19 protein-coding genes are annotated in these 19,548 nt (G+C 63.4%); 8 read left to right on the top strand and 11 right to left on the bottom strand.

Annotated features, from left to right (window positions below; translation table 11 throughout):
* Nucleotides 1-49 precede the first annotated feature (49 nt).
* The 4 genes from glyA to phoH2 all read left to right on the top strand — a co-directional run bounded on the left by glyA (nt 50) and on the right by phoH2 (nt 5,352).
* Complete coding sequence (glyA, locus tag QM716_RS00900) at nt 50-1,357, top strand: serine hydroxymethyltransferase (RefSeq protein ID WP_003945195.1); 1,308 nt, start codon at nt 50-52, stop codon at nt 1,355-1,357.
* A gap of 175 nt (nt 1,358-1,532) precedes the next feature.
* A complete protein-coding gene (locus QM716_RS00895; RefSeq protein ID WP_283301639.1) occupies nt 1,533-2,966 on the top strand; it encodes an amidase in 1,434 nt (477 codons plus the stop codon).
* A 26-nt stretch (nt 2,967-2,992) separates the two neighbouring features.
* Nucleotides 2,993-3,709, top strand: coding sequence for a helix-turn-helix transcriptional regulator (locus tag QM716_RS00890; RefSeq protein ID WP_283301636.1), 717 nt, complete (start codon nt 2,993-2,995; stop codon nt 3,707-3,709).
* A 275-nt stretch (nt 3,710-3,984) separates the two neighbouring features.
* Nucleotides 3,985-5,352: an RNA 5'-3' helicase PhoH2 gene (gene phoH2, locus QM716_RS00885; protein WP_283301634.1), complete on the top strand. Its 1,368-nt coding sequence runs from the start codon at nt 3,985-3,987 to the stop codon at nt 5,350-5,352.
* Nucleotides 5,353-5,409: 57 nt separating this feature from the next.
* Here the strand turns inward: phoH2 and QM716_RS00880 are convergent, their stop codons facing one another.
* From QM716_RS00880 to QM716_RS00860, 5 genes are all read right to left on the bottom strand, one after another.
* On the bottom strand, nt 5,410-5,814 hold the full coding sequence (locus tag QM716_RS00880) for a carboxymuconolactone decarboxylase family protein (protein ID WP_283301632.1): 405 nt from the start codon (nt 5,812-5,814) through the stop codon (nt 5,410-5,412).
* 30 nt (nt 5,815-5,844) lie between these two features.
* Nucleotides 5,845-6,270, bottom strand: a complete 426-nt coding sequence (locus QM716_RS00875) for a limonene-1,2-epoxide hydrolase family protein (RefSeq protein ID WP_283301630.1) — start codon at nt 6,268-6,270, stop codon at nt 5,845-5,847.
* Between the two features lie 18 nt (nt 6,271-6,288).
* Complete coding sequence (locus QM716_RS00870; RefSeq protein WP_283301628.1) at nt 6,289-7,902, bottom strand: serine hydrolase domain-containing protein; 1,614 nt, start codon at nt 7,900-7,902, stop codon at nt 6,289-6,291.
* Between the two features lie 95 nt (nt 7,903-7,997).
* Nucleotides 7,998-9,569 carry an MFS transporter gene (locus QM716_RS00865; protein ID WP_283303009.1) on the bottom strand — a complete coding sequence of 524 codons (1,572 nt, stop codon included), beginning with the start codon at nt 9,567-9,569 and terminating at the stop codon, nt 7,998-8,000.
* Nucleotides 9,570-9,663: 94 nt separating this feature from the next.
* Entirely contained in the window at nt 9,664-10,230 is a 567-nt protein-coding gene (locus tag QM716_RS00860; protein ID WP_283301626.1) for a TetR/AcrR family transcriptional regulator, read from the bottom strand.
* 377 nt (nt 10,231-10,607) lie between these two features.
* On the opposite strand from QM716_RS00860, the gene QM716_RS00855 reads away from it, so the two are divergent.
* The gene (locus QM716_RS00855) at nt 10,608-11,063 is read left to right on the top strand and encodes a nitroreductase family deazaflavin-dependent oxidoreductase (RefSeq protein WP_283301624.1); all 456 of its coding nucleotides are present in this window, start codon (nt 10,608-10,610) and stop codon (nt 11,061-11,063) included.
* Between the two features lie 59 nt (nt 11,064-11,122).
* Nucleotides 11,123-11,842, top strand: a complete 720-nt coding sequence (locus QM716_RS00850; RefSeq protein WP_283301622.1) for an NADPH-dependent F420 reductase — start codon at nt 11,123-11,125, stop codon at nt 11,840-11,842.
* Between the two features lie 49 nt (nt 11,843-11,891).
* Here QM716_RS00850 and QM716_RS00845 read toward each other — a convergent pair whose 3' ends face one another.
* Nucleotides 11,892-13,295, bottom strand: coding sequence for a class II fumarate hydratase (locus QM716_RS00845; protein WP_283301620.1), 1,404 nt, complete (start codon nt 13,293-13,295; stop codon nt 11,892-11,894).
* Nucleotides 13,296-13,396: 101 nt separating this feature from the next.
* Nucleotides 13,397-14,431 (bottom strand): class II fructose-bisphosphatase, encoded by a 1,035-nt coding sequence (glpX, locus tag QM716_RS00840; RefSeq protein WP_003945202.1) that lies wholly within the window; start codon nt 14,429-14,431, stop codon nt 13,397-13,399.
* Between the two features lie 180 nt (nt 14,432-14,611).
* Here glpX and QM716_RS00835 point away from each other — a divergent pair, with 180 nt between their 5' ends.
* On the top strand, nt 14,612-15,181 hold the full coding sequence (locus QM716_RS00835; protein WP_283301618.1) for a DUF4245 domain-containing protein: 570 nt from the start codon (nt 14,612-14,614) through the stop codon (nt 15,179-15,181).
* Nucleotides 15,182-15,202: 21 nt separating this feature from the next.
* On the opposite strand, the gene QM716_RS00830 is transcribed toward QM716_RS00835, so the two are convergent.
* The 3 genes from QM716_RS00830 to QM716_RS00820 are packed head-to-tail and all read right to left on the bottom strand — an operon-like array spanning nt 15,203 to nt 17,279.
* Complete coding sequence (locus tag QM716_RS00830; RefSeq protein WP_003945276.1) at nt 15,203-15,421, bottom strand: exodeoxyribonuclease VII small subunit; 219 nt, start codon at nt 15,419-15,421, stop codon at nt 15,203-15,205.
* Complete coding sequence (gene xseA, locus QM716_RS00825; protein ID WP_283301617.1) at nt 15,418-16,683, bottom strand: exodeoxyribonuclease VII large subunit; 1,266 nt, start codon at nt 16,681-16,683, stop codon at nt 15,418-15,420. The genes QM716_RS00830 and xseA overlap by 4 nt, the downstream gene beginning before the upstream one ends.
* Entirely contained in the window at nt 16,680-17,279 is a 600-nt protein-coding gene (locus QM716_RS00820; protein ID WP_283301615.1) for a lipid droplet-associated protein, read from the bottom strand. Before QM716_RS00820 ends, xseA begins: the two co-directional genes overlap by 4 nt.
* A gap of 153 nt (nt 17,280-17,432) precedes the next feature.
* Here QM716_RS00820 and QM716_RS00815 point away from each other — a divergent pair, with 153 nt between their 5' ends.
* Nucleotides 17,433-18,446, top strand: coding sequence for a 4-hydroxy-3-methylbut-2-enyl diphosphate reductase (locus tag QM716_RS00815; protein ID WP_003945273.1), 1,014 nt, complete (start codon nt 17,433-17,435; stop codon nt 18,444-18,446).
* A 70-nt stretch (nt 18,447-18,516) separates the two neighbouring features.
* Here QM716_RS00815 and QM716_RS00810 read toward each other — a convergent pair whose 3' ends face one another.
* Complete coding sequence (locus tag QM716_RS00810) at nt 18,517-19,509, bottom strand: DUF6542 domain-containing protein (RefSeq protein ID WP_283301613.1); 993 nt, start codon at nt 19,507-19,509, stop codon at nt 18,517-18,519.
* Between the last annotated feature and the right edge of the window lie 39 nt (nt 19,510-19,548).

Genomic DNA, 19,548 nt, shown 5'->3' with positions numbered 1-19,548 from the left:
TTCGTAGACTGGACGTATTCGTTTCCGCATCCAGCTTGGAGATTCTTCGATGACCGCTGTGCCCGGCTCCGACGTCAACTCTGCATCACTCGCCGAACTCGACCCCGAAGTCGCCGAGGCGATGGCTGGTGAATTGGCTCGTCAGCGCGACACGCTCGAGATGATCGCGTCGGAGAACTTCGTTCCCCGCTCGGTTCTGCAGGCTCAGGGCAGCGTCCTGACCAACAAGTACGCCGAGGGCTACCCGGGACGTCGTTACTACGGCGGTTGCGAGCACGTCGACGTCATCGAGGATCTGGCGCGCAACCGTGCGAAGGAACTCTTCGGTGCGGAGTTCGCCAACGTTCAGCCGCACTCGGGCGCACAGGCCAATGCTGCTGTCCTGATGGCACTGATGAACCCGGGTGAGAAGCTGCTCGGCCTCGACCTTGCACACGGCGGTCACCTCACGCACGGCATGAAGCTCAACTTCTCCGGCAAGTTGTACGACGTCGCGTCCTACGGCGTCAGCAAGGAAGATCACCGCATCGACATGGACGAGGTGCGCTCGATCGCCCTCGCCGAGAAGCCGAAGGTCATCGTCGCCGGCTGGTCGGCGTACCCGCGTCAGCAGGACTTCGCGGCCTTCCGTGCGATCGCCGACGAGGTCGGGGCGTACCTGTGGGTCGACATGGCGCACTTCGCCGGATTGGTTGCGGCAGGCCTGCACCCGTCGCCCGTCCCGTACGCGGACGTCGTCTCCTCGACCGTCCACAAGACCCTCGGTGGACCGCGTTCCGGTCTGATCCTGGCGAAGAAGGAGTGGGCCAAGAAGCTCAACTCCGCTGTCTTCCCCGGTCAGCAGGGCGGACCGCTCATGCACGCCATCGCGGCCAAGGCAGTCACCTTCAAGATCGCTGCGGGCGAAGAGTTCAAGGACCGTCAGGCACGCACCCTTTCCGGTGCGCGCATCCTTGCCGAGCGTCTGGGCAACAAGGACGTCGCAGATCAGGGCATCAGCGTGCTGACCGGTGGCACAGACGTCCACCTCGTTCTCGTGGACCTGCGTAACTCGCAGCTCGACGGCCAGCAGGGTGAGGACCTTCTGCACGAAATCGGCATCACGGTAAACCGCAACGCTGTTCCGTTCGATCCCCGCCCGCCGATGACCACCTCCGGTCTGCGTATCGGTACCGCGGCGTTGGCCACTCGCGGATTCGGCGATGCCGAGTTCACCGAGGTCGCCGACATCATCGGTACCGCTCTGGCCGGCAACGCGGATCTGCCGGCGCTGCGTGCGCGCGTCGCCAAGCTCGCCCTCGACCTGCCGCTGTACGACGGTCTCGAGAACTGGGGCCTGCTCAGCAAGAACGTCTAGGAATTTCTTCACCGACGGCCCGGTCCCTTTCGAGGGGCCGGGCCGTCGGTGTTCACGGACTTCTGGTTCACGGACTTGCGGTTTTCAGACTTGTGGCATCGGTCACATGACCGATGGTGGCGGAGTTCGGCGCTTCCTAGCCTGAGAGCATCACCCCTCCGGCGAAGGAAATCCCATGACCGAACAGAATCTGCATTGGCTCTCCGCTACCGAGATGGCGGCGTCGGTCGCGTCGAACAATCTCTCGCCCAACGAGATTGCCGAAGCGATGATCCAGCGCGTCGACGCCGTCAACCCGTCGATCAACGCGATAGTGCAGTTCGATCGTGAGCAGGTCACGCGCGACGCGGCCGAACTCTCGTGGCAGCAGGAATCGGGGGAGAAGCTCGGCCCGCTGCACGGTGTTCCGTTCACGATCAAAGATCTGACGGCAGTGGACGGGCTGCCGACCACGTTCGGGATGAAGCCGATGGCCGACAACATCGCGACGGGAAATGCCGTCGTCGTGGACAGGCTGCGCGGCGCGGGCGGACTGTTCCTGGGAAAGACGAACACTCCCGAAAGCGGGTACTACGGTGGCACGGACAACCACCTGTACGGGCCGACGCACAACCCGTGGAAGCTCGGCAACAGCGCGGGCGGGTCCAGTGGCGGTGCGTCGGCTGCTGTGGCTGCCGGCCTCGGGCCACTAGCCGAGGGCAGTGACGGCGCCGGATCGGTGCGAATCCCGTCGGCTCTCTGCGGGGTTGTCGGGCTCAAGCCGACCACCGGCGTCATCCCGCAGACCATCCTGGCCGGCCGGTTCTACAACTGGGCGTACCACGGTCCGATCACCAGGACGGTTGCCGACAACGCGCTCATGCTCGACATCATGGCCGGGCCGCACAATGCGGATCCGCTCTCGATAGAGCGTGCCGAGACCTCGTACGTCGAAGCGGCGAAGGGTCACGTGAAGGGACTTCGTGTTGCGTGGTCGACGAATCTCGGCCTCGGCCATGTTGATCCGGAGGTACTGGCCGTGTGCCTGGACGCGTTGTCGGCGTTCGAGGAATTGGGTGCCCAGATCACCGAGGCGACCCCGGAGTGGGGAAATCCGTCGGAATCGATGTGGAACGGCATCTGGGTTCCCGGTTTCGCTTCGGAGTACGACTTGCTCGACTGGGAGAACCAACGCGGCGAGGTCGACGACAATCTCATCGAGATCATGCACGAGGCCGAGCGGCTCACCGGTGTCGACGTCGGGCGGGCCGACGCCTTCCGCGGCGTCATGTGGGACACGTGGACCACGTTCATGAACGATTACGACGTATTGGTTTCGCCGACCTTGGCATCGGCCACGTTCCCGCTCAGTCAGTTCGCACCGTCGTGGCTCGAAGGTGCGTCGCTGCGTGAGCAGTTGCTCGATTGGCTTTTCACCTACCCGTACAACATGCTCAACAACCCGGCGATCACCGTGCCTGCCGGATTTACCGCCGACGGCCGACCGGTGGGGCTGCAGATCGCCGCACGCCACCGTCAGGACGCACTGGTCCTGCGGACGGCCGCGAACTTCGAGGCGGTGCGTCCGTGGGCCGACAAGAAGCCTGCCGATTCGCTGGTGGTGGCCTAGCTCACACAAGTGACTAGATTGGTGTGATGACGTCTGTACTGCCTGATCGCGGCGCTGGACCTGACATGTTCGCGCCGCGATCGCCGGCGGCGGGGGCGTACGGCATTTTCGGTCTGTGCGCCGAAGAACTTCGCGCGCGTGGACTCGAATACTCGGCTGCCGCGGTCACCTACCGAGAACCGTCGACCGGACGGCATCGGGCCCTGGCGAGTTCCGGATACAACGCCAGGGTGCTCGAGTTCCTGCTCGACGACTTCGTGGCCGATCGAAATCTCTTCGGCATCATTCGCGAGGCCTCAGGTGTGCCGGTGTTCTGGCAGGACGTGCCACGATTCGAGCAGGTCGAGATGGTCACCGATGTTCTGCGGCCGTCCGGGTACGCCGAGGGTGCGTCGGTCGCATTGGGGTTTTCCGGCCGTGAGGTGACCGGATTGCTGCACATGAGCTTCGCGGATTCCGGCGTGGTCGATCGCGTGCGAGAGGTGGTGGCGGCGTCCAGCGCGGCCTGCTCCCGCGTAGTGGGGGACCAGGTGGCGCTCGATCGCGTCCACCTGAGCCCACGGGAGATTCAGGTCCTGCAATTGGTGGCCAAGGGCGCGGGCAATGTCGAGATCGCCGAGGAGTTGTTCGTCAGCCGTCGCACTGTCGCCACTCACCTCGAGAACATCTTCGTCAAGACCGGCACCAATTCGCGGGTTCAGGCAGCGGTGCGCGCCGCCAAGTGGGGTCTGATCGAGTCCTGAGGGGCGCTGAATCACACGTGTGGCATTTTGTTACCTGGCGTTCACCAGATGTGCGGCTCGTTCCGTGGCGCGAGTGTCCGATCCGCAGTACCGTCGGCAGTAACGAGTAACCAGAAGTTACTTGTGCGGGAGGTTCTGATCGTGACTGAAACACTCAGTACGAGAGGGCCGGCGCCCGGCCCTTGTTTCAGCTGACACAGCGTCACCTGACACCAGAGCCGTCCGGCCCAGCGAGCTGAGTTTGCGCGGGTGCCGCGCAGACCTAGGAGCCCAACGTGACTGCATCACGCTCCGTCTCTGCCCACTCGGCCCGGGCCGATCTATCAGCCGGGAATCATTCGGGAGATGCACTTCGCACGTACGTCTTGGATACCTCGGTACTACTGTCCGATCCATGGGCTGTCACTCGATTCGCCGAACACCACGTGGTACTGCCACTGGTCGTGATCAGCGAACTCGAAGGCAAGCGACACCACCACGAACTGGGATGGTTCGCCCGAGAATCGCTCCGCATGCTCGACGATCTCCGCATCGAATACAGCCGACTGGACCGTCCGGTGCCGATCGGCACCGAGAACGGGACACTGCAGGTCGAACTCAATCACACCGACCCTGCGGTCTTGCCCGTCGGATTTCGCACGGACAGTAACGATTCGAGGATTCTGGCGTGCGCTTTGAACCTTGCGGCAGAGGGCAAGGACGTAGTCCTGGTCAGCAAGGACATTCCGCTTCGTGTGAAGGCAGGCGCGGTGGGGCTACCCGCCGACGAGTATCACGCTCACGACGTTGTGCCCTCCGGATGGACAGGCATGACCGAACTGGACGTCGCCTCGACGGACATCGACGAGCTGTTCAACGAGGGGTTCCTGGATCTCGACGAAGCGCGGGATCTGCCGTGTCACACGGGTCTTCGTCTCTTGGGTGGTTCGTCGAGCGCGCTCGGACGGGTGACTCCGGACAAGCGCATCCAGTTGGTGCGCGGTGAGCGCGAGGCGTTCGGGTTGCACGGCCGCTCCGCTGAGCAGCGCATTGCGCTCGATCTCCTCATGGACGAGAGTATCGGCATCATCTCACTCGGCGGTAAGGCAGGCACCGGTAAGTCGGCCTTGGCTCTGACGGCAGGTTTGGAAGCCGTTCTCGAGCGCCGCACTCAGCGAAAGGTTGTCGTCTTCCGTCCGCTGTATGCCGTTGGCGGACAAGAACTCGGCTACCTTCCCGGCAGCGAGAGCGAGAAGATGGGCCCGTGGGCTCAGGCCGTCTTCGACACTCTCGACGGGTTGGCCTCGCCCGAGGTTCTCGAGGAGGTTCTCGCCCGCGGAATGCTGGAAGTGTTGCCGCTGACGCACATTCGCGGTCGGTCGCTGCACGATTCGTTCGTGATTGTCGACGAAGCGCAGTCCCTCGAACGAAATGTTCTGCTGACAGTGCTTTCTCGTCTGGGAACCGGGTCGCGAGTGGTTCTCACGCACGACGTCGCGCAGCGTGACAACCTGCGAGTAGGCAGGCATGACGGAGTTGCGGCCGTCATCGAAAAGCTCAAGGGGCACCCGCTTTTTGCGCACATCACACTCACTCGCAGTGAGCGTTCGCCGATCGCCGAGTTGGTGACCGAGATGCTCGAGGAGTTCGGCCCTACTTCCTGAGAAGTGATCTCCCCGTGCGGACTTCGGTCAGCACGGGGAGTTCGGGTTTGTAGTAGTTCAGCCCTGCAGTGATCCCAGTTCGATGTCGAGAACCTCTTGCACCACACGCATTGCCGCGAGCCCGGCTGGAGCGCCGCAGTACGCGCTCGCGTGGATCACGGTTTCGACGATCTCGGTGCGCGTCAAGCCGTTTCGAAGTGCACCGCGTACGTGGCCTTTGAGTTCGTTCTCGGCGCGCAGCGCGATCAGCATCCCCAGATTGATCAGACTGCGGCTGCGGCGATCCAGTCCGGGGCGCGTCCACACCGAACCCCAGACGTTGGCCGTCACGAAGTTCTGCAGTTCTTCGCTGTCGGTGCCGCGGGTGCGCTCGAAGGCGGCGTCGACAAAATCGGCGCCCATGACTTCGGTTCGCACAGCCAAGCCGGCATCGAAGGAATCAGGCGTGGTGTTCTCGGGCATCGAAGGTTCGCTCGCTTTCGGCAGGTGTTTTCAGGCCGGAGCAAGCCTACTTCGTGACCCGTTCCCGACTACTGCGCGGCCGACCGCGGTCACTACACCCCACGCGACGTCTCGCAGGCTGAAATAGTCTCGCCAGACGGAGATCTTGCCGTCGCGCAGTTCGAAGGTTCCGCACACCCAGAATTCGATGCGCAGCGGCCCGACGGTCAAGATGTCGGTGCGTTCGGTGAGCACCGTGGACTCGTCGCCGACGATGTGGTGCATTTCGGCCTCGAATTTCAGTGAAGGCTTGGTGACCAAACGAAGCACTCGCACGACGGTCTTCTTGCCTCGCAGTGTGGGGAGCGAGACGTTCTGCCAGATGATGTCGTCTGTCATCAGTTCGGCTGCGGTGTCCACGTCGAAATCGGTGAGGGCTGCGAACATTGCGCGCACCGTGGCTGTTGAACTGCTCATGGGGTGTCCTTGGCTGAGTTATTCGGCCGGTGTTGCCCGGATGAAGGTACCGAGATGATCGTGATCGAAGTACTCCAAGGTTAGCGAGTTTCCGTCGAAGGTGGCCCTCGAGACACTCCCAGTCGGTGCGTTCTCGCCGCTGAGGGGGAACGTGAAGGTGTTTCCGTCCCAGTGGGTCAGCGGGTACGTCACGGCCGCGGGTCCCATGGTCAAGGTCAGCGCACCGTTCTGCTGCGTCACGAGCACGGGACCCCAGTACGCGTTGCCGTAGTCGCCGGTTACTTGGTTTGTCGGCGGAGCAGGAGCAGGGGAGGCCGGCGGTGTCTTCCCAGCGAGTTCGCCCTCGGGGTCGGCTTGTGAGGCAAACGACGCTTCGTACAGCGGGCGCCACTCACGGGTGATCTTTCCGAACTGCACCAGATCGGCGAACTCGGCGGTCAGGGTCTCCGCAACACCGGTGGGAGTGCCGTTGGTGAGAACGACGATGCCGACGTCAGCGGAGGGAATCGTCACGAAATTCGTCCCGGCTCCGACCAGGAAGGCTCCGGAGTGGCTAGCTGTGACACGACCGGCGGCGCTGTCGGAAACGTTGAACCCGTAGCCGTAGAAGCCGGAGCGCTCGCCGATTTCCTGCGCGTGCCGCGAGACGATCTCGGGGTTGACCGCGGGCACGAGCGCATCCGTCTGAACGACCTGCTGCCCCTGATACTGACCGCCGGCCAGCACCATGTGCAACCACTTGGCCATGTCGTTCACCGAGGAGCTGACTCCACCGGCGGGGGATTGGGCGTCAGCGTCCCGGACCGGTCCTACCGAGTACTTCCCGTCCTCGAGGATGTGGCCGACTGTGCGATTTTCTCGGGCCTGGTAATCGGCGAACCGCGAAGACGTCAACGTCATCCCGAGCGGACCGTAGATCGTGTTCTGAGACAGCGTTTCCCAATCGGTGCCCGCCGCAGCAGCAACCGCCTCCGCGCCGGCAGTGACGCCGAAGTTCGTGTACTCGTAGGTGATTCGGAACGGATTGAGCGGTAGTTGGCGAAGCTTCTCGAGCACCTGGGCCCGGTCGTAGCCCAGGTCCTCGAGTCCGTCGCCGGCATGGTCCGGTAGTCCCGACCGATGCGTGTAGAGGTCGGAGATCGTGAGGTGATCGGTCACCCACGGATCGGCAAGTGCGAACCCCGGCAGTTTCGAGATCACCGGAGTGTCCCAGTCGACGGTCCCGATTCCGACTTCGTGGGCTACCACCGTGGCCCCCACCGATTTCGACACCGACGCTAGTTGGAACACGGTGTCGGCATCGACGGTGGCGCTCTTCCCCAACTCGCGAACCCCGAATCCCTTGGCGTACACAGTCTTGCCGCCGTGTACTACGGCCACTGCCATGCCGGGAACACCGGAAATCTCCATGAGATCGTTCGCGAGACCATCGAGCTTTCCGACGGCGTCGTCGATCTGCCCGTCCGGGATCGGCACCCCGGCGTCGAGGCCCGGGCTGGCGTCGCTGACGACCGGCCCGGGCGCTGGGGCTGTGTCGGAATCGGACGAGCACCCGGCGAGTAGGGCGACCGTCAGTGCGACCGGAACCGCCGCAGCCGACAGTCGAGAGCTGCTTCTACTGGTGATGGACACGAGATTCTCCCTAACGGGGCGTCGTCGGTACCACTCGGTCAATCCAGTATCGGGAATCGTGGGCTGATAGTGGGACAAATCGGAAAACCGTGTGCCTACTTCGGCGCCTTGGTTGTCAAATTACCGAGGATCGAACCTTCGGTGACGGGTTTCCAGGGGAGCAACAACGCGACCAGCAGAGCGGTGATCAGTGCTGCTCCGACCGTGAAGTACGAAGCGATGGCGAAGCCTTCCAGGCACGCTGTCTTCATCGTGAGGATCAGACTTTCCTTCTGTTGCTCGAAGAGCGGGCTGATGTCGCGGGAGCGGATCTCGATGACGCTGAGCACCGACTCGCGAGCGAAGCCCTTTTCCTGGGCGGACATCACGGCGTCGGGGATGGCGTCGACGATCGGGGCCACCTTGGATGTGTAGTACGACGCGACGATCGAGCCGATGACGGCGACGCCCAGGGTCCCGCCGAGTTCACGCGTCGTGTCGTTGACTGCCGATCCTGCGCCGGCCTCGTCCAGGGGGACCGAGGACATGATGGAGTCGGTCGCGGGGCCCTGGACAATTGCGAGGCCGAGCCCCATGAGCACCATCGAGATGACGACGGGCCCGAGATAGGGGGTGTTGACGGTCGTCTGGCCCGCCAGGAACATGCCGCAGCTGAGGACGAGGAGGCCGAACACCATGACTGCGGTTGTGCCGAGTTTCTGTGCCGCCAAGGTGGCGACCGGGGCGCCCACGGCAACGGCGGCAGCGAAAGGCAAAGAGTGGATGCCGAATTCGAGTGGGGAGTACTCCCGTACACCCTGAAAGTACTGCGTGATCAGGAACAGGAATCCGAACATGCTGAAGTAACTCACTGCAATAGCCAAGGCGGGGAACGAAAAACGTCGGATACGGAAGAGGTTCATGTTCAGGATCGGTGCATCGGTGCGCAGTTCCCAGATGACGAATGCGGCCAACAGTACTGTCGCAGAAAGGTATCCCGTGATGCTGAACGTCGACACCCATCCGCGGTGCGGTGCGTCGATGATGGTCCACACCAGAACGACGATGCCGAGGAGCGAGAGAATTGTTCCGACGAAGTCGAATCGGCCGACGTGGAACGCCTTCGACTCCGGAACAACCAGCAGCACGCCGACGATGACCAACAAAGCGGCCGGAACGTTCATCCAGAACACCGAGTGCCAGGAGAAGTGCTCGAGCAGCCAACCGCCTGCCGTCGGACCGATGGCAATCGCAAAGCCGGCCATTGCGGTCCAGGCCGCGATGGCGATGGCTCGTTCTCTGGCGTCGGTGAAGATGTTCGTGATCATGGCCAAGGTAGCCGGAAAGACCGCTGCGGCAAAGACACCCATGGCGGCTCGCGCCATGATCACTTGTTCGAGGTTGGAAGCCAAAGCGCCGACGAGCGACATCGCACCGACGCCGATCAGGCCGATGATCATCACTCGGCGGCGTCCGAAGCGGTCACTCAGGTGGCCGAAAGTCAGGAGGAACCCGGCGAAGGTCAACGTGTACGCGTCGACGATCCATTGCAGGTCGCTGACGCTGGCGAACAGGTCGACGCTCATTGTCGGCAGCGCGACGTTGACCACCGTGTTGTCCAGCACGACAAGGAGTTCGGCGAGGCAGATGAAGATCAGCGCAGTGAATCGACGGGATTTTGTCATCATGGGCGCCGAGAGTGCCGGTGCAAGTGTGTGAGACATGTTTGTACGCCATCTCTGCTCCTGCGCGAACGGCAGCAGCGGTTGGAAGTTGGGTTCGTCAGCTCGGGGCTGAGACCAGAGCCTTGAGGTGAGCGCCGATGCGATCGAGAGGCGCCGTGGTGTGCTGAGCTTTTGCCATCAGGGTCGCGCCTTCGATCGACGCGATGACTACGGTTGCCCACTGTGCTGCAGTCTCGGACGGCTGTCCCTGCTGCCAGAAGAACGATGTGAGAAGCGATTCCCACGATGTGAAGGAGTCGCCCGCAGCAGTTAGCGCCGCCGGCGTCGACGCGCCCTCCACCGCCGCGGCAGCGACGGGACAGGAAGAGGTGAAATCGCTCTCTACCAAGCTGTTTCGGAAAATGGTGACAACCGCGTCGATGATCTCCGGTGGGGAAGACTGGGCGATCATCGAACTGATGGCGGCGCTGACGCCCCGGCCGAAGTACGCCACGGCTTCGCCGGCCAACTGCCCTTTGCCCTCGGGAAAGTAGTGGTACACCGACCCGCGAGGTGCTCCAGAGCGTTCGACGATTTCGGTGAGCGAGGTTGTGGCGATCCCGTGTTCGCGGAAGGCGTTGATGGCGCCGACCAGCATCAGAGTGCGGGAATCGGAGTCGGCCATCCCGTCATCGTATGCAATCGCGGTGCTGCTCGATTGTTGCGGTGTCGCTGATTGCTGCGGTGTCACTGTTTGCTCTGGTGTCACTGATTCCTTCGGTACGCCCCACTTGCGACGCGCTGCGGTGATCGGACAACGCGTCTGCGGGCCGGTCATGGCATCGAGGCGTCTCGAGGTGTGTTCATCTCTGTCTCCCAGTATGTCGATCGGTATAGGAACGAATCCGAGACTAGATGTAACCGGCAGACACAGTCAAGTGTTGTATGCAGGTAGCGCGCATTGATGGAGATTCTTGCTGGTAAAACTCAGCAATCAGTGGTTATATCGTGCGGTATAGAGCTGTTGCATGGTGTGCCAGCTCCGAAGGAGAGGAAAACGACATGCCGGTTCCGACGTCCGTTGCACGAAAAAGAAGAATCGAAGTCGCAGTCGGGAAGTATTTCGCCAATCCGCTGGTCACAGGATTGAATCGGATCGGTTTGATGCCGTCGTTGATGACCGAGATCGAGACGGTCGGACGCCGCACCGGCCTGACCCGCCGAGTACCCGTTGCGATCACCTACGACGGCGACGAGGCGTGGGTCATCGCGCAACACGGCATCGACACGGGTTGGGGTGCCAACATCTCTGCGACGCCGGAGGTTCGGATCCGTCGTCGCGGCGAGTGGGTGGACGGGCAGGCTCACATCATGCCGGACGACGACGTGCCGGCGCGGGTGAAGACTTTCGCGTCGGGGAAGCTCAGATCAGCACTGACCGCGTCTGCGTTCCGCGGGTTGCAGACCGATCCGGTGAGCGTTCGTATCAAGCTCGCGCTCGACCCGTCAACAGATTGAATCAACAGGAGTTGAAATGGTCGGTACGGAATGACGCGATGCGATGTCGTCGTTGACGAATGCAGCGGTGGTGGAATCACCCCTGCATACGACGAAGGAGCAGGATCATGCGTATCGGAATCATCGGAGCCGGTCAGATCGGTGGCACGCTCACACGCAGGCTCGCTGCGCTCGGTCATGACGTACGCGTCTCGAACTCGCGCACACCGGACACACTTGCCGAGTTGGAAGCCGAGACGGGAGCGAAGGCAGTCCGCAGCACCGAGGCCGCCGAAGGTGCCGAACTGGTCATCGTGAGCATTCCTCAGAAGAACGTGGTCGATCTACCGGCGGGGATCCTCAGCGGCGCGGTCGCCGGTGCCCCGGTCATCGAGACCAACAACTACTACCCGCAACAGCGTGACGGTTTGATCTCCGCCATCGAGGACGGGCAGGCCGAAAGCGGATGGGTGCAGGAGCACCTGGGCGTGCCGGTCTTCAAGGCGTTCAACGGAATCTGGTGGAAGCATCTCCTCGAGAAGGGGCGTCCCGAAGGTGCTGAGGGGCGCATTGCGCTACCCGTCGCCGGCGACGACGACGTGAACAAGCAGGTCGTGTTCGATCTGATCAATCAGTTGGGCTTCGATCCCGTCGATGCCGGAACGATCGAGGACTCCTGGCGTCAGCAGCCGGGAACTCCGGTGTACGGCAAGGACTTCGATCGTGAGGCGACGCTGAAGGCATTGGCCGAGGCGAGCCCCGAGCGTACCGAAGAGTGGCGGGCAACCACCACGGTGTAGGAAAAAAGTGGCGGTTTCCGAAGTGGAAACCGCCACTCTGTAAGTCTTGTCAGTCCTTGACCTTTGCCATCGCCAGAACGTCGAGACGCTTGTCGAGTTCTTCCTCGCTCAGCTTGTCCGGGACGAGTCCGCGCTCGATGACGACCTGCCGGATCGTCTTCTTCTCCTTCAGTGCCTGCTTCGCAACAGCAGCGGCTTCCTCGTAACCGATTGCCGAGTTGAGTGGCGTCACGATCGACGGCGACGATTCGGCGAGTGTCTTGAGGTGCTCCTCGTGTGCGACCAGTCCGCTCACGCACTTGTCTGCAAACAGTCGGGAGACGTTGGCGAGCAAGGTGAACGACTCCAGCAAGTTGCGGGCCATGACCGGGATGTAGACGTTGAGTTCGAAAGCTCCGGCAGCGCCACCCCACGCGATGGCGGCGTCGTTTCCGATCACCTGAGCCGCAACCTGTGTGGTTGCCTCCGGCAGGACAGGGTTCACCTTGCCGGGCATGATCGAGCTACCCGGTTGCAGGTCGGGTAGTGCGATCTCGCCGAGCCCGGTCAGCGGACCCGATCCCATCCACCGAATGTCGTTGGCAATCTTCGTCAGTGAGACGGCGATGGTGCGCAGCGCGCCCGATGCCTCGACCAGTCCGTCGCGCGCGGCTTGCGCTTCGAAACTGTTCTTCGCCGGAGTCAGAGCGTCGACACCCGTCGACTTGACGAGCTCGGCAACAACTTTGGGGCCGAATCCGTCCGGAGCATTAAGGCCGGTACCGACTGCGGTTCCGCCGATCGGCAATTCGCCGAGGCGGGGGAGTGTTGCGTTGACGCGCTCGATCCCGGCCTCGACCTGACGTGCGTAGCCGCCGAACTCCTGACCGAGCGTGACCGGCACAGCGTCCATCAAGTGGGTGCGTCCGGACTTGACGACGGTCTTCCACTCGGTCGCCTTGGTGGCAAGCGCAGCATGCAGATGTTCCAGCGCCGGAACAAGATCGGTGACCGCTGCCTCGGTGGCCGCGACGTGCGTGGCGGTGGGGAAGGTGTCGTTGGAAGACTGCGACATGTTGACGTGATCATTGGGATGTACGTCCACGCCGGCGGCCTTCGCGATGGACGCGATGACCTCGTTGGCGTTCATGTTCGAACTGGTTCCGGAACCGGTCTGGAAGACGTCGATGGGGAACTGATCGTCGTGCTTGCCCTCGGCGATCTCGTTCGCGGCGGCGATGATTGCGTCGGCCTTGTCCGCGTCGAGCAGTCCGAGGTCCTTGTTGACTTGCGCGCACGCTGCTTTCAGCAGGCCCATTGCGCGGATCTGGGTGCGCTCGAGTGGGCGCCCACTGATCGGGAAGTTCTCGACCGCGCGCTGGGTCTGTGCTCGCCACAGTGCGTCGATGGGCACCCGAACTTCGCCCATGGTGTCGTGTTCGATTCGGAACTGTTGATCGTTGCTCTCCGTCATGGCTCCACATTGCCACTTTTGGAGAGCGGGCAGGGGACTACGTCCCCCGTGAGCGGTTAAGGAGTGCAGGGACTCCCTAACCACTCACGGGGCGGAGCCGATCAGAACGTCGGGGGAACCGCACCCTCTTCGCCGTCGAAGTCGACGGAGCTGTACTCACGGAGCTTCTCGAGACGGTGGTACGCGTCGATCATGCGGACGGTGCCGGACTTGCTGCGCATCACGATGGACTGCGTGCTGGCGCCGCCCCCGTAGTAGCGGACGCCGCGCAGAAGGTCACCGTCGGTGACGCCGGTGGCGCAGAAGAACACGTTCTCGCCCGAGACGAGATCTTCGGTGGACAGGATCCGATCGAGATCGTGACCGGCGTCGATGGCCTTCTGCCGCTCTTCGTCGTCGGTGGGCGCAAGCTTGCCCTGCAGTGATCCGCCCATGCAGCGCATTGCTGCTGCGGCGATGATGCCCTCGGGCGTTCCGCCGATGCCCACGAGCATGTCGGTGCCGGACTCCGGGCGCGCCGCGGCGATAGCGCCGGCAACGTCACCGTCGGAGATCAACCGGATACGAGCGCCGGTGTCGCGCACGTCCTGGATCAGCTGGTTGTGACGCGGGCGGTCCAGGATGCAGATCGTGATGTCGGAAACCGACGCCTTCTTGACCTTGGCGACTCGCTTGATGTTCTCGGCGATCGGCGCGCTGATGTCGATGACATCGGCAGCGTCCGGTCCGACGGCGATCTTCTCCATGTAGAACACGGCCGACGGATCGAACATCGCGCCGCGCTCGGCAACAGCCAGAACGGAGATGGCGTTGGGCATGCCCTTGGACATCAACGTGGTGCCGTCGACCGGGTCGACGGCGAAGTCACAGTCGGGACCGTCGCCGTTTCCGACCTCTTCGCCGTTGAACAGCATCGGCGCTTCGTCCTTCTCGCCTTCACCGATGACAACGATGCCGCGCATCGAGACGGAGGAGACGAGCTGACGCATTGCGTCGACGGCTGCTCCGTCGCCGCCTTCCTTGTCGCCGCGGCCTACCCAGCGGCCGGCAGCCATAGCACCGGCTTCGGTGACTCGGACCAGTTCGAGTGCGAGGTTACGGTCCGGGGTCTCACGATGAGTGCTGCTGGCCGTCATGTGCGGTGCCTCCTGGCGCGGTCGCGGTCGACGGGGTGTGTCGACGCAGTGGTTTCTTCAGGCGTCATTGTCCCAGATGGGAGCGGCTACGTGCGCTGTCGGGTCGCCGCACGAACGTTTTGTCGCGCTGGAGGGGGACCGGGAATCGTATCTACAGCGGAGTACCTGGATACTGGGGGTGTGGCATCGAAGAAACCCCGCATTCTCGAAGACAACAAAGACATGGTCTGGTCTCTCGTACCGTTGGTGCTGTTCTGCATCATCATTGCGGGCATCGCCAGCCAGTGCACGTTCAGTCCTGGCGGCCCGACGCAGGGGCCGATCCCGAGCGTCGACGTGGACGCAGCTCTGAACTACGACGCGAAGGAACTCGGATTCCCCATCCGTAATCCCGGTGTTCCGGACGGGTGGACACCGAACTCCGGCAGTCGCAAGATCATTTCCGGCGACGGTGGCGGTGACTCGAGCACTGTGGGATTCATCACGACCAGCGGTCGCTACATTCAGCTGACGCAGAGCAACGCCGAGGAATTCCCGTTGGTGTCGCACATTGCCGGCGGGCAGCGATTTGCGACCGGAGTCGAAACCGTCGGTGCCGATACCTGGAATGTCTTCGGCGGCGAAGGTGTCGAGTCCATCTGGGTCACGGATGTCGGAGATGTTCGCTTGCTACTCACGGGTGCAGCGACGCCGGAAGAGTTCCGGACTCTCGCCGAGAAGGTCGGCGCAGCGCAGCCGATCACTCCTTAGGATTTGTGGTCGGAGCGGGCGTTACTCGTCCGCTTCGGCCAGAGCCTTTTCGACGCGTGCCCTGGCGCCGGCCAAATGCTCTTCACAGCGCTTGGCCAACGCTTCGCCTCGCTCCCACAGCGAGAGTGACGCGTCGAGGTCCAGGCCGCCCTGTTCGAGAATCTTCACGACGCTCACCAGTTCGTCGCGGGCGGCTTCGTAGCCGAGTTCGTTGATATCGGTGTCGGTGGCGTTGCTCATTTTTCTCTTCCCATCACTGCGGCGCGAACGGCGCCGTCTGCAAGTCGAACGCGAATCTGGGTACCGGGTGGTGCGTCCTCGACCGAGCGCAGAACCTCCGGATCACCGTCGGGGACAACACGTTGCACGACGGCGTACCCGCGGGCCAATGTGGCGGCGGGGCCCAGAGTGGTGAGCCGGGCACGCAGATGCTCGATCGTTCGGGACTCGGAGTCGATCAGCCGGGTCACATCGCGTCGTCCCGCGGCTTGGAGCCTTTCGACCTCTTCGGCGCGGTGATCCACTGCCAGCAGCGGTGATGCCATGACCGGTCGAGTGCGCAACTGCTCGATCAGGTGAGACTCACGCTTGACCCAGCTGCGCAGCGCCGCAGCGCTGCGATCACGAAGATCCGAAACCAACGCAGCTTCTGCCACCGCGTCAGGTACGACGCGTTTGGCGGCGTCGGTGGGCGTGGCTGCGCGGAGGTCGGCGACGTGGTCACTGAGCGGACTGTCCGGCTCGTGGCCGATGGCACTGACGATCGGCGTCGTACAGGCCACGATGGCGCGGCACAGCGCTTCGTCGGAGAACGGCAGAAGATCCTCGACGCTACCGCCGCCGCGAGCGAGGATGATGACGTCGACTACCGGATTGGCGTCGAGTTCCTTCAGCGCTTCGATGATCTGAGGAACAGCGGTCGGGCCCTGCACCGCGGTGTTGCGCACCGCGATCGCCACAGCGGGCCAACGACGGTGGGCGACCGAGACGACGTCCTTTTCGGCAGCACTGGCTCGGCCGGTGATCAGGCCGATCGTGCCGGGCAGGAACGGAAGCGGCCGTTTGAGTCTCGGATCGAACAGGCCTTCGGCGGCGAGCAAGGCGCGCAGTCTCTCGATGCGCGCCAGGAGCTCACCGATCCCCACGGCGCGAATCTCGGTGACACGCAACGACACAGTTCCGCGTCCGGTGTAGAACGAGAGCTTGCCGAACATCACGACACGCGAGCCCTCGGTCAACGGCACCGGAGAGTTGTGCAACAACTGTGGTGAGCACGTGATCGAGAGCGACATGTCTGCCGACGGATCACGCAGAACGAGGAAAGCCGTTCGGGTGCCGGGCCGTGCATTGATCTGGGTGATCTGACCTTCGACCCAGATACTGCCGAGCCGATCGATCCAGCCGGCGACCTTCGCGGAAACCGTGCGGACCGGCCACGGCTGCTCAGCGCTACTGGCGCCGGACGAACGCTGCGATGAAGCGGGGGGCGTTGCGGAAGTCACTTTGCCTTGGCTGTGGTGATGCGGTTGGCGAGCATGGTCTGGAACGGTGCGCGGGCGAGCGTCGCATTCTCGTAGTCCAGGACGGCGGTCAGCTCGTCGATGGTGAGCGTCCGGATGCGCGCACGGAGCTGTGCGAGTGTGAGGTTGGGGTAGTCGAGTTCGGTGACGATCTCGGGCTCTTCGGCAGGCTTGTCCGACGTAGCGGCAGTGGACTCGGACTCGGCGCCGGGTGCGGGCTCTTCGATGGGGGCAGTCGGCTCGAGCGAGTAGAGCGCGAAGCGTCCGGCGTTGGTCGGGGTGTCAGCCGAGGTCGATCCGGTGGAAGACGTCGAGTCAGCAGGCGCGTCGGTATCCTCGTCGAATACTGCCCACTCGGGCTGTTCGTCTTCGGAAGACCAGTTGATCAGGGCAAATGCCTGATCGCCCTTGATCGCCAACGAGGTGATCGACTGCTGCACGCGCATGCTTGTCTGCAGCATCTGGCTCACGGCGGTCATCGGCAGGGCGACGGCGGTGGTGGGCAACTTCTTTGCCTCTTCCATCGCGGTGACGGCGAGTCCCGCGGCAACGCGCGCCACGAACGGTGGTCGGATCATTCCCACAGCTTGCCGCAAAGCACCGACAATCGGTAGCCGACTTGCCTGTGACGGACGTACTCGTTCACTTCGCACCCCTCGATCGGCACCCGAAACCGAGGTGTTCACGTTTGCCGGAGTGTCTCACGTTCGAGGTGCCAGTAGGCTGGTCACATGTCTTCGGCTGTTCCTCTCAATCTCGGTATCGCGCACTCGGCTGATTCGCCGTCCACCCGCAAGGGCAGCGCCAAGCGCGTGCTCCTCGCCGAGCCTCGCGGCTACTGCGCCGGCGTCGACCGCGCTGTCGAGACCGTCGAGAAGGCGCTCGAGAAGCACGGCGCACCCATCTACGTGCGCAAGGAGATCGTCCACAATCGCCACGTCGTCGAGACGCTCGAAGATCAGGGCGTGATCTTCGTCGACGAAACCGACGAGGTTCCCGAAGGATCGTTGCTCGTGTTTTCGGCGCACGGCGTATCGCCGGCCGTCCACGACTCGGCTGCCGAGCGGAACTTGCGCACGATCGACGCGACGTGCCCCCTGGTCACGAAGGTGCACCAGGAGGCAAAGCGATTTGCTCGCGACGATTACGACATCCTGCTCATCGGCCACGAAGGCCACGAGGAGGTCGAGGGCACCGCAGGTGAGGCTCCCGATCACGTCACCATCGTCGACGGCCCGGATTCGGTCGACGCGGTTACGGTTCGCGACGAGTCCAAAGTCATCTGGCTTTCCCAGACCACCCTGAGCGTGGACGAGACGATGCAGACCGTTGCACGCTTGCGTGAGCGTTTCCCGAATCTGCAGGACCCGCCGTCGGACGACATCTGCTACGCAACGCAGAACCGTCAGGTCGCGGTCAAGGCGATGGCTCCCGAGTGCGATCTCGTGATCGTGGTGGGATCGCGGAACTCGTCCAATTCGGTTCGCCTGGTCGAGGTCGCGCTCGGGGCGGGCGCGGCCGCGTCGTACCTGGTCGACTACGCCCGTGAGGTAGATCTCGCGTGGCTCGAGGGTGTCCAGACAGTTGGCATTACGTCGGGTGCTTCAGTGCCCGAGGTGCTCGTGCGCGGTGTGATCGAACTTCTTGCCGAGCACGGTTACAACGACGTTCAGCCGGTCACCACAGCCAACGAGACTCTGGTGTTCGCTCTTCCCCGTGAATTGCGAGCAGCGCGCACGTCGTAGAACAACCAAAAATGCGGGGCACCTTCCACATCTGGAAGGTGCCCCGCATTTCTGCTACTGGCTCGTCTGTTCAGGGCTCGTCGCGATCGCGATACCGAACTCGCGGCGGCGGATACGCCGGAAGATCGACTCCCGGTGGGCGGCGGCGAGGGGGCGGCGGCGGCGATACGTCGTCACCTGAAGCGAAGAAGGGCTCCATCCGCTCCTCACGCCTGGGCGCCGGGGTGGGCTCGGGCGCTCGGCGGCGACCGTACGACGGGTAGTCGTCGTCTGCTATCGGTCTGTTGTCCGGCTGAGGGCGACGCGTGGGCGGTTGATGCGTGCGATCGACCCTGGGTGGCAGTGGGCTTCTCCGGGGCGGCAGCGGGCGCTCGTCCTGAATCGGCTCGCGCCTGGGGGTGCTTCGGTAAGTGGGCTGTTCGTCCACCTCGGGGGCGCGGCGGCGCGGGGGCTCGGAGACGGGTGCGTCGGTCACTCGGCGACGACGCCCGGTCTCGGGCGCGGGGTCTCGAGTGGCAGATGCCGAGGAGGCGTCTCGAGTGGCAGATGCCGAGGAGGCGTCTCGAGTGGCAGATGCCGAGGAGGCCGAACGGCGGGAGCGGGTCGAGCGCGCGGGCCCGGTGGGGCGCTGATTGAGCAGGAAGTACCGGAAGCCGCCGATGATCAGGACGACCACCGTTGCGGCCAACATGATCGGAAAGCGGTTGACCAACGGGTACGCGATGTTGATGGCGATGTCGCGCAAGGCGGTGCTGTTGTCCTTACCGATGAGCGTGTGCCCGATCGGCACCGCAGCGAAGAGCAGCAGAGGCGGTTGGGCCATCGCGGTGAACAGCGCCTTGTTCGAAGCGGCAACCACAGCAAAGAGACAGCCCAGGAAGTAGAACGTCGAGAACACCGCTGTGAGCTCGCCGCCACCTCCGGTGGCGTCGATCAGTACGCCGACGGCGGTGACACCGGCAGCAAGCAGGATCACTCCCCACCAGGGCAGGCCGGGGACGGTCACGATGAGCGATCGCTTGTCCAGCGGTACCCCGGAGCGAGCACGTTGGGTTGCAGACACATAACGACATTAGCGGTTCTTGCGTTGCCGGCCGTGTTT

Origin of the sequence: Rhodococcus sp. IEGM 1409, assembly GCF_030056735.1 — a bacterium.
Classification (GTDB): domain Bacteria; phylum Actinomycetota; class Actinomycetes; order Mycobacteriales; family Mycobacteriaceae; genus Rhodococcus_F.
The sequence above is the reverse complement of the archived record's forward strand: the minus strand, read 5'-3'. Positions and strand labels throughout refer to the sequence as shown.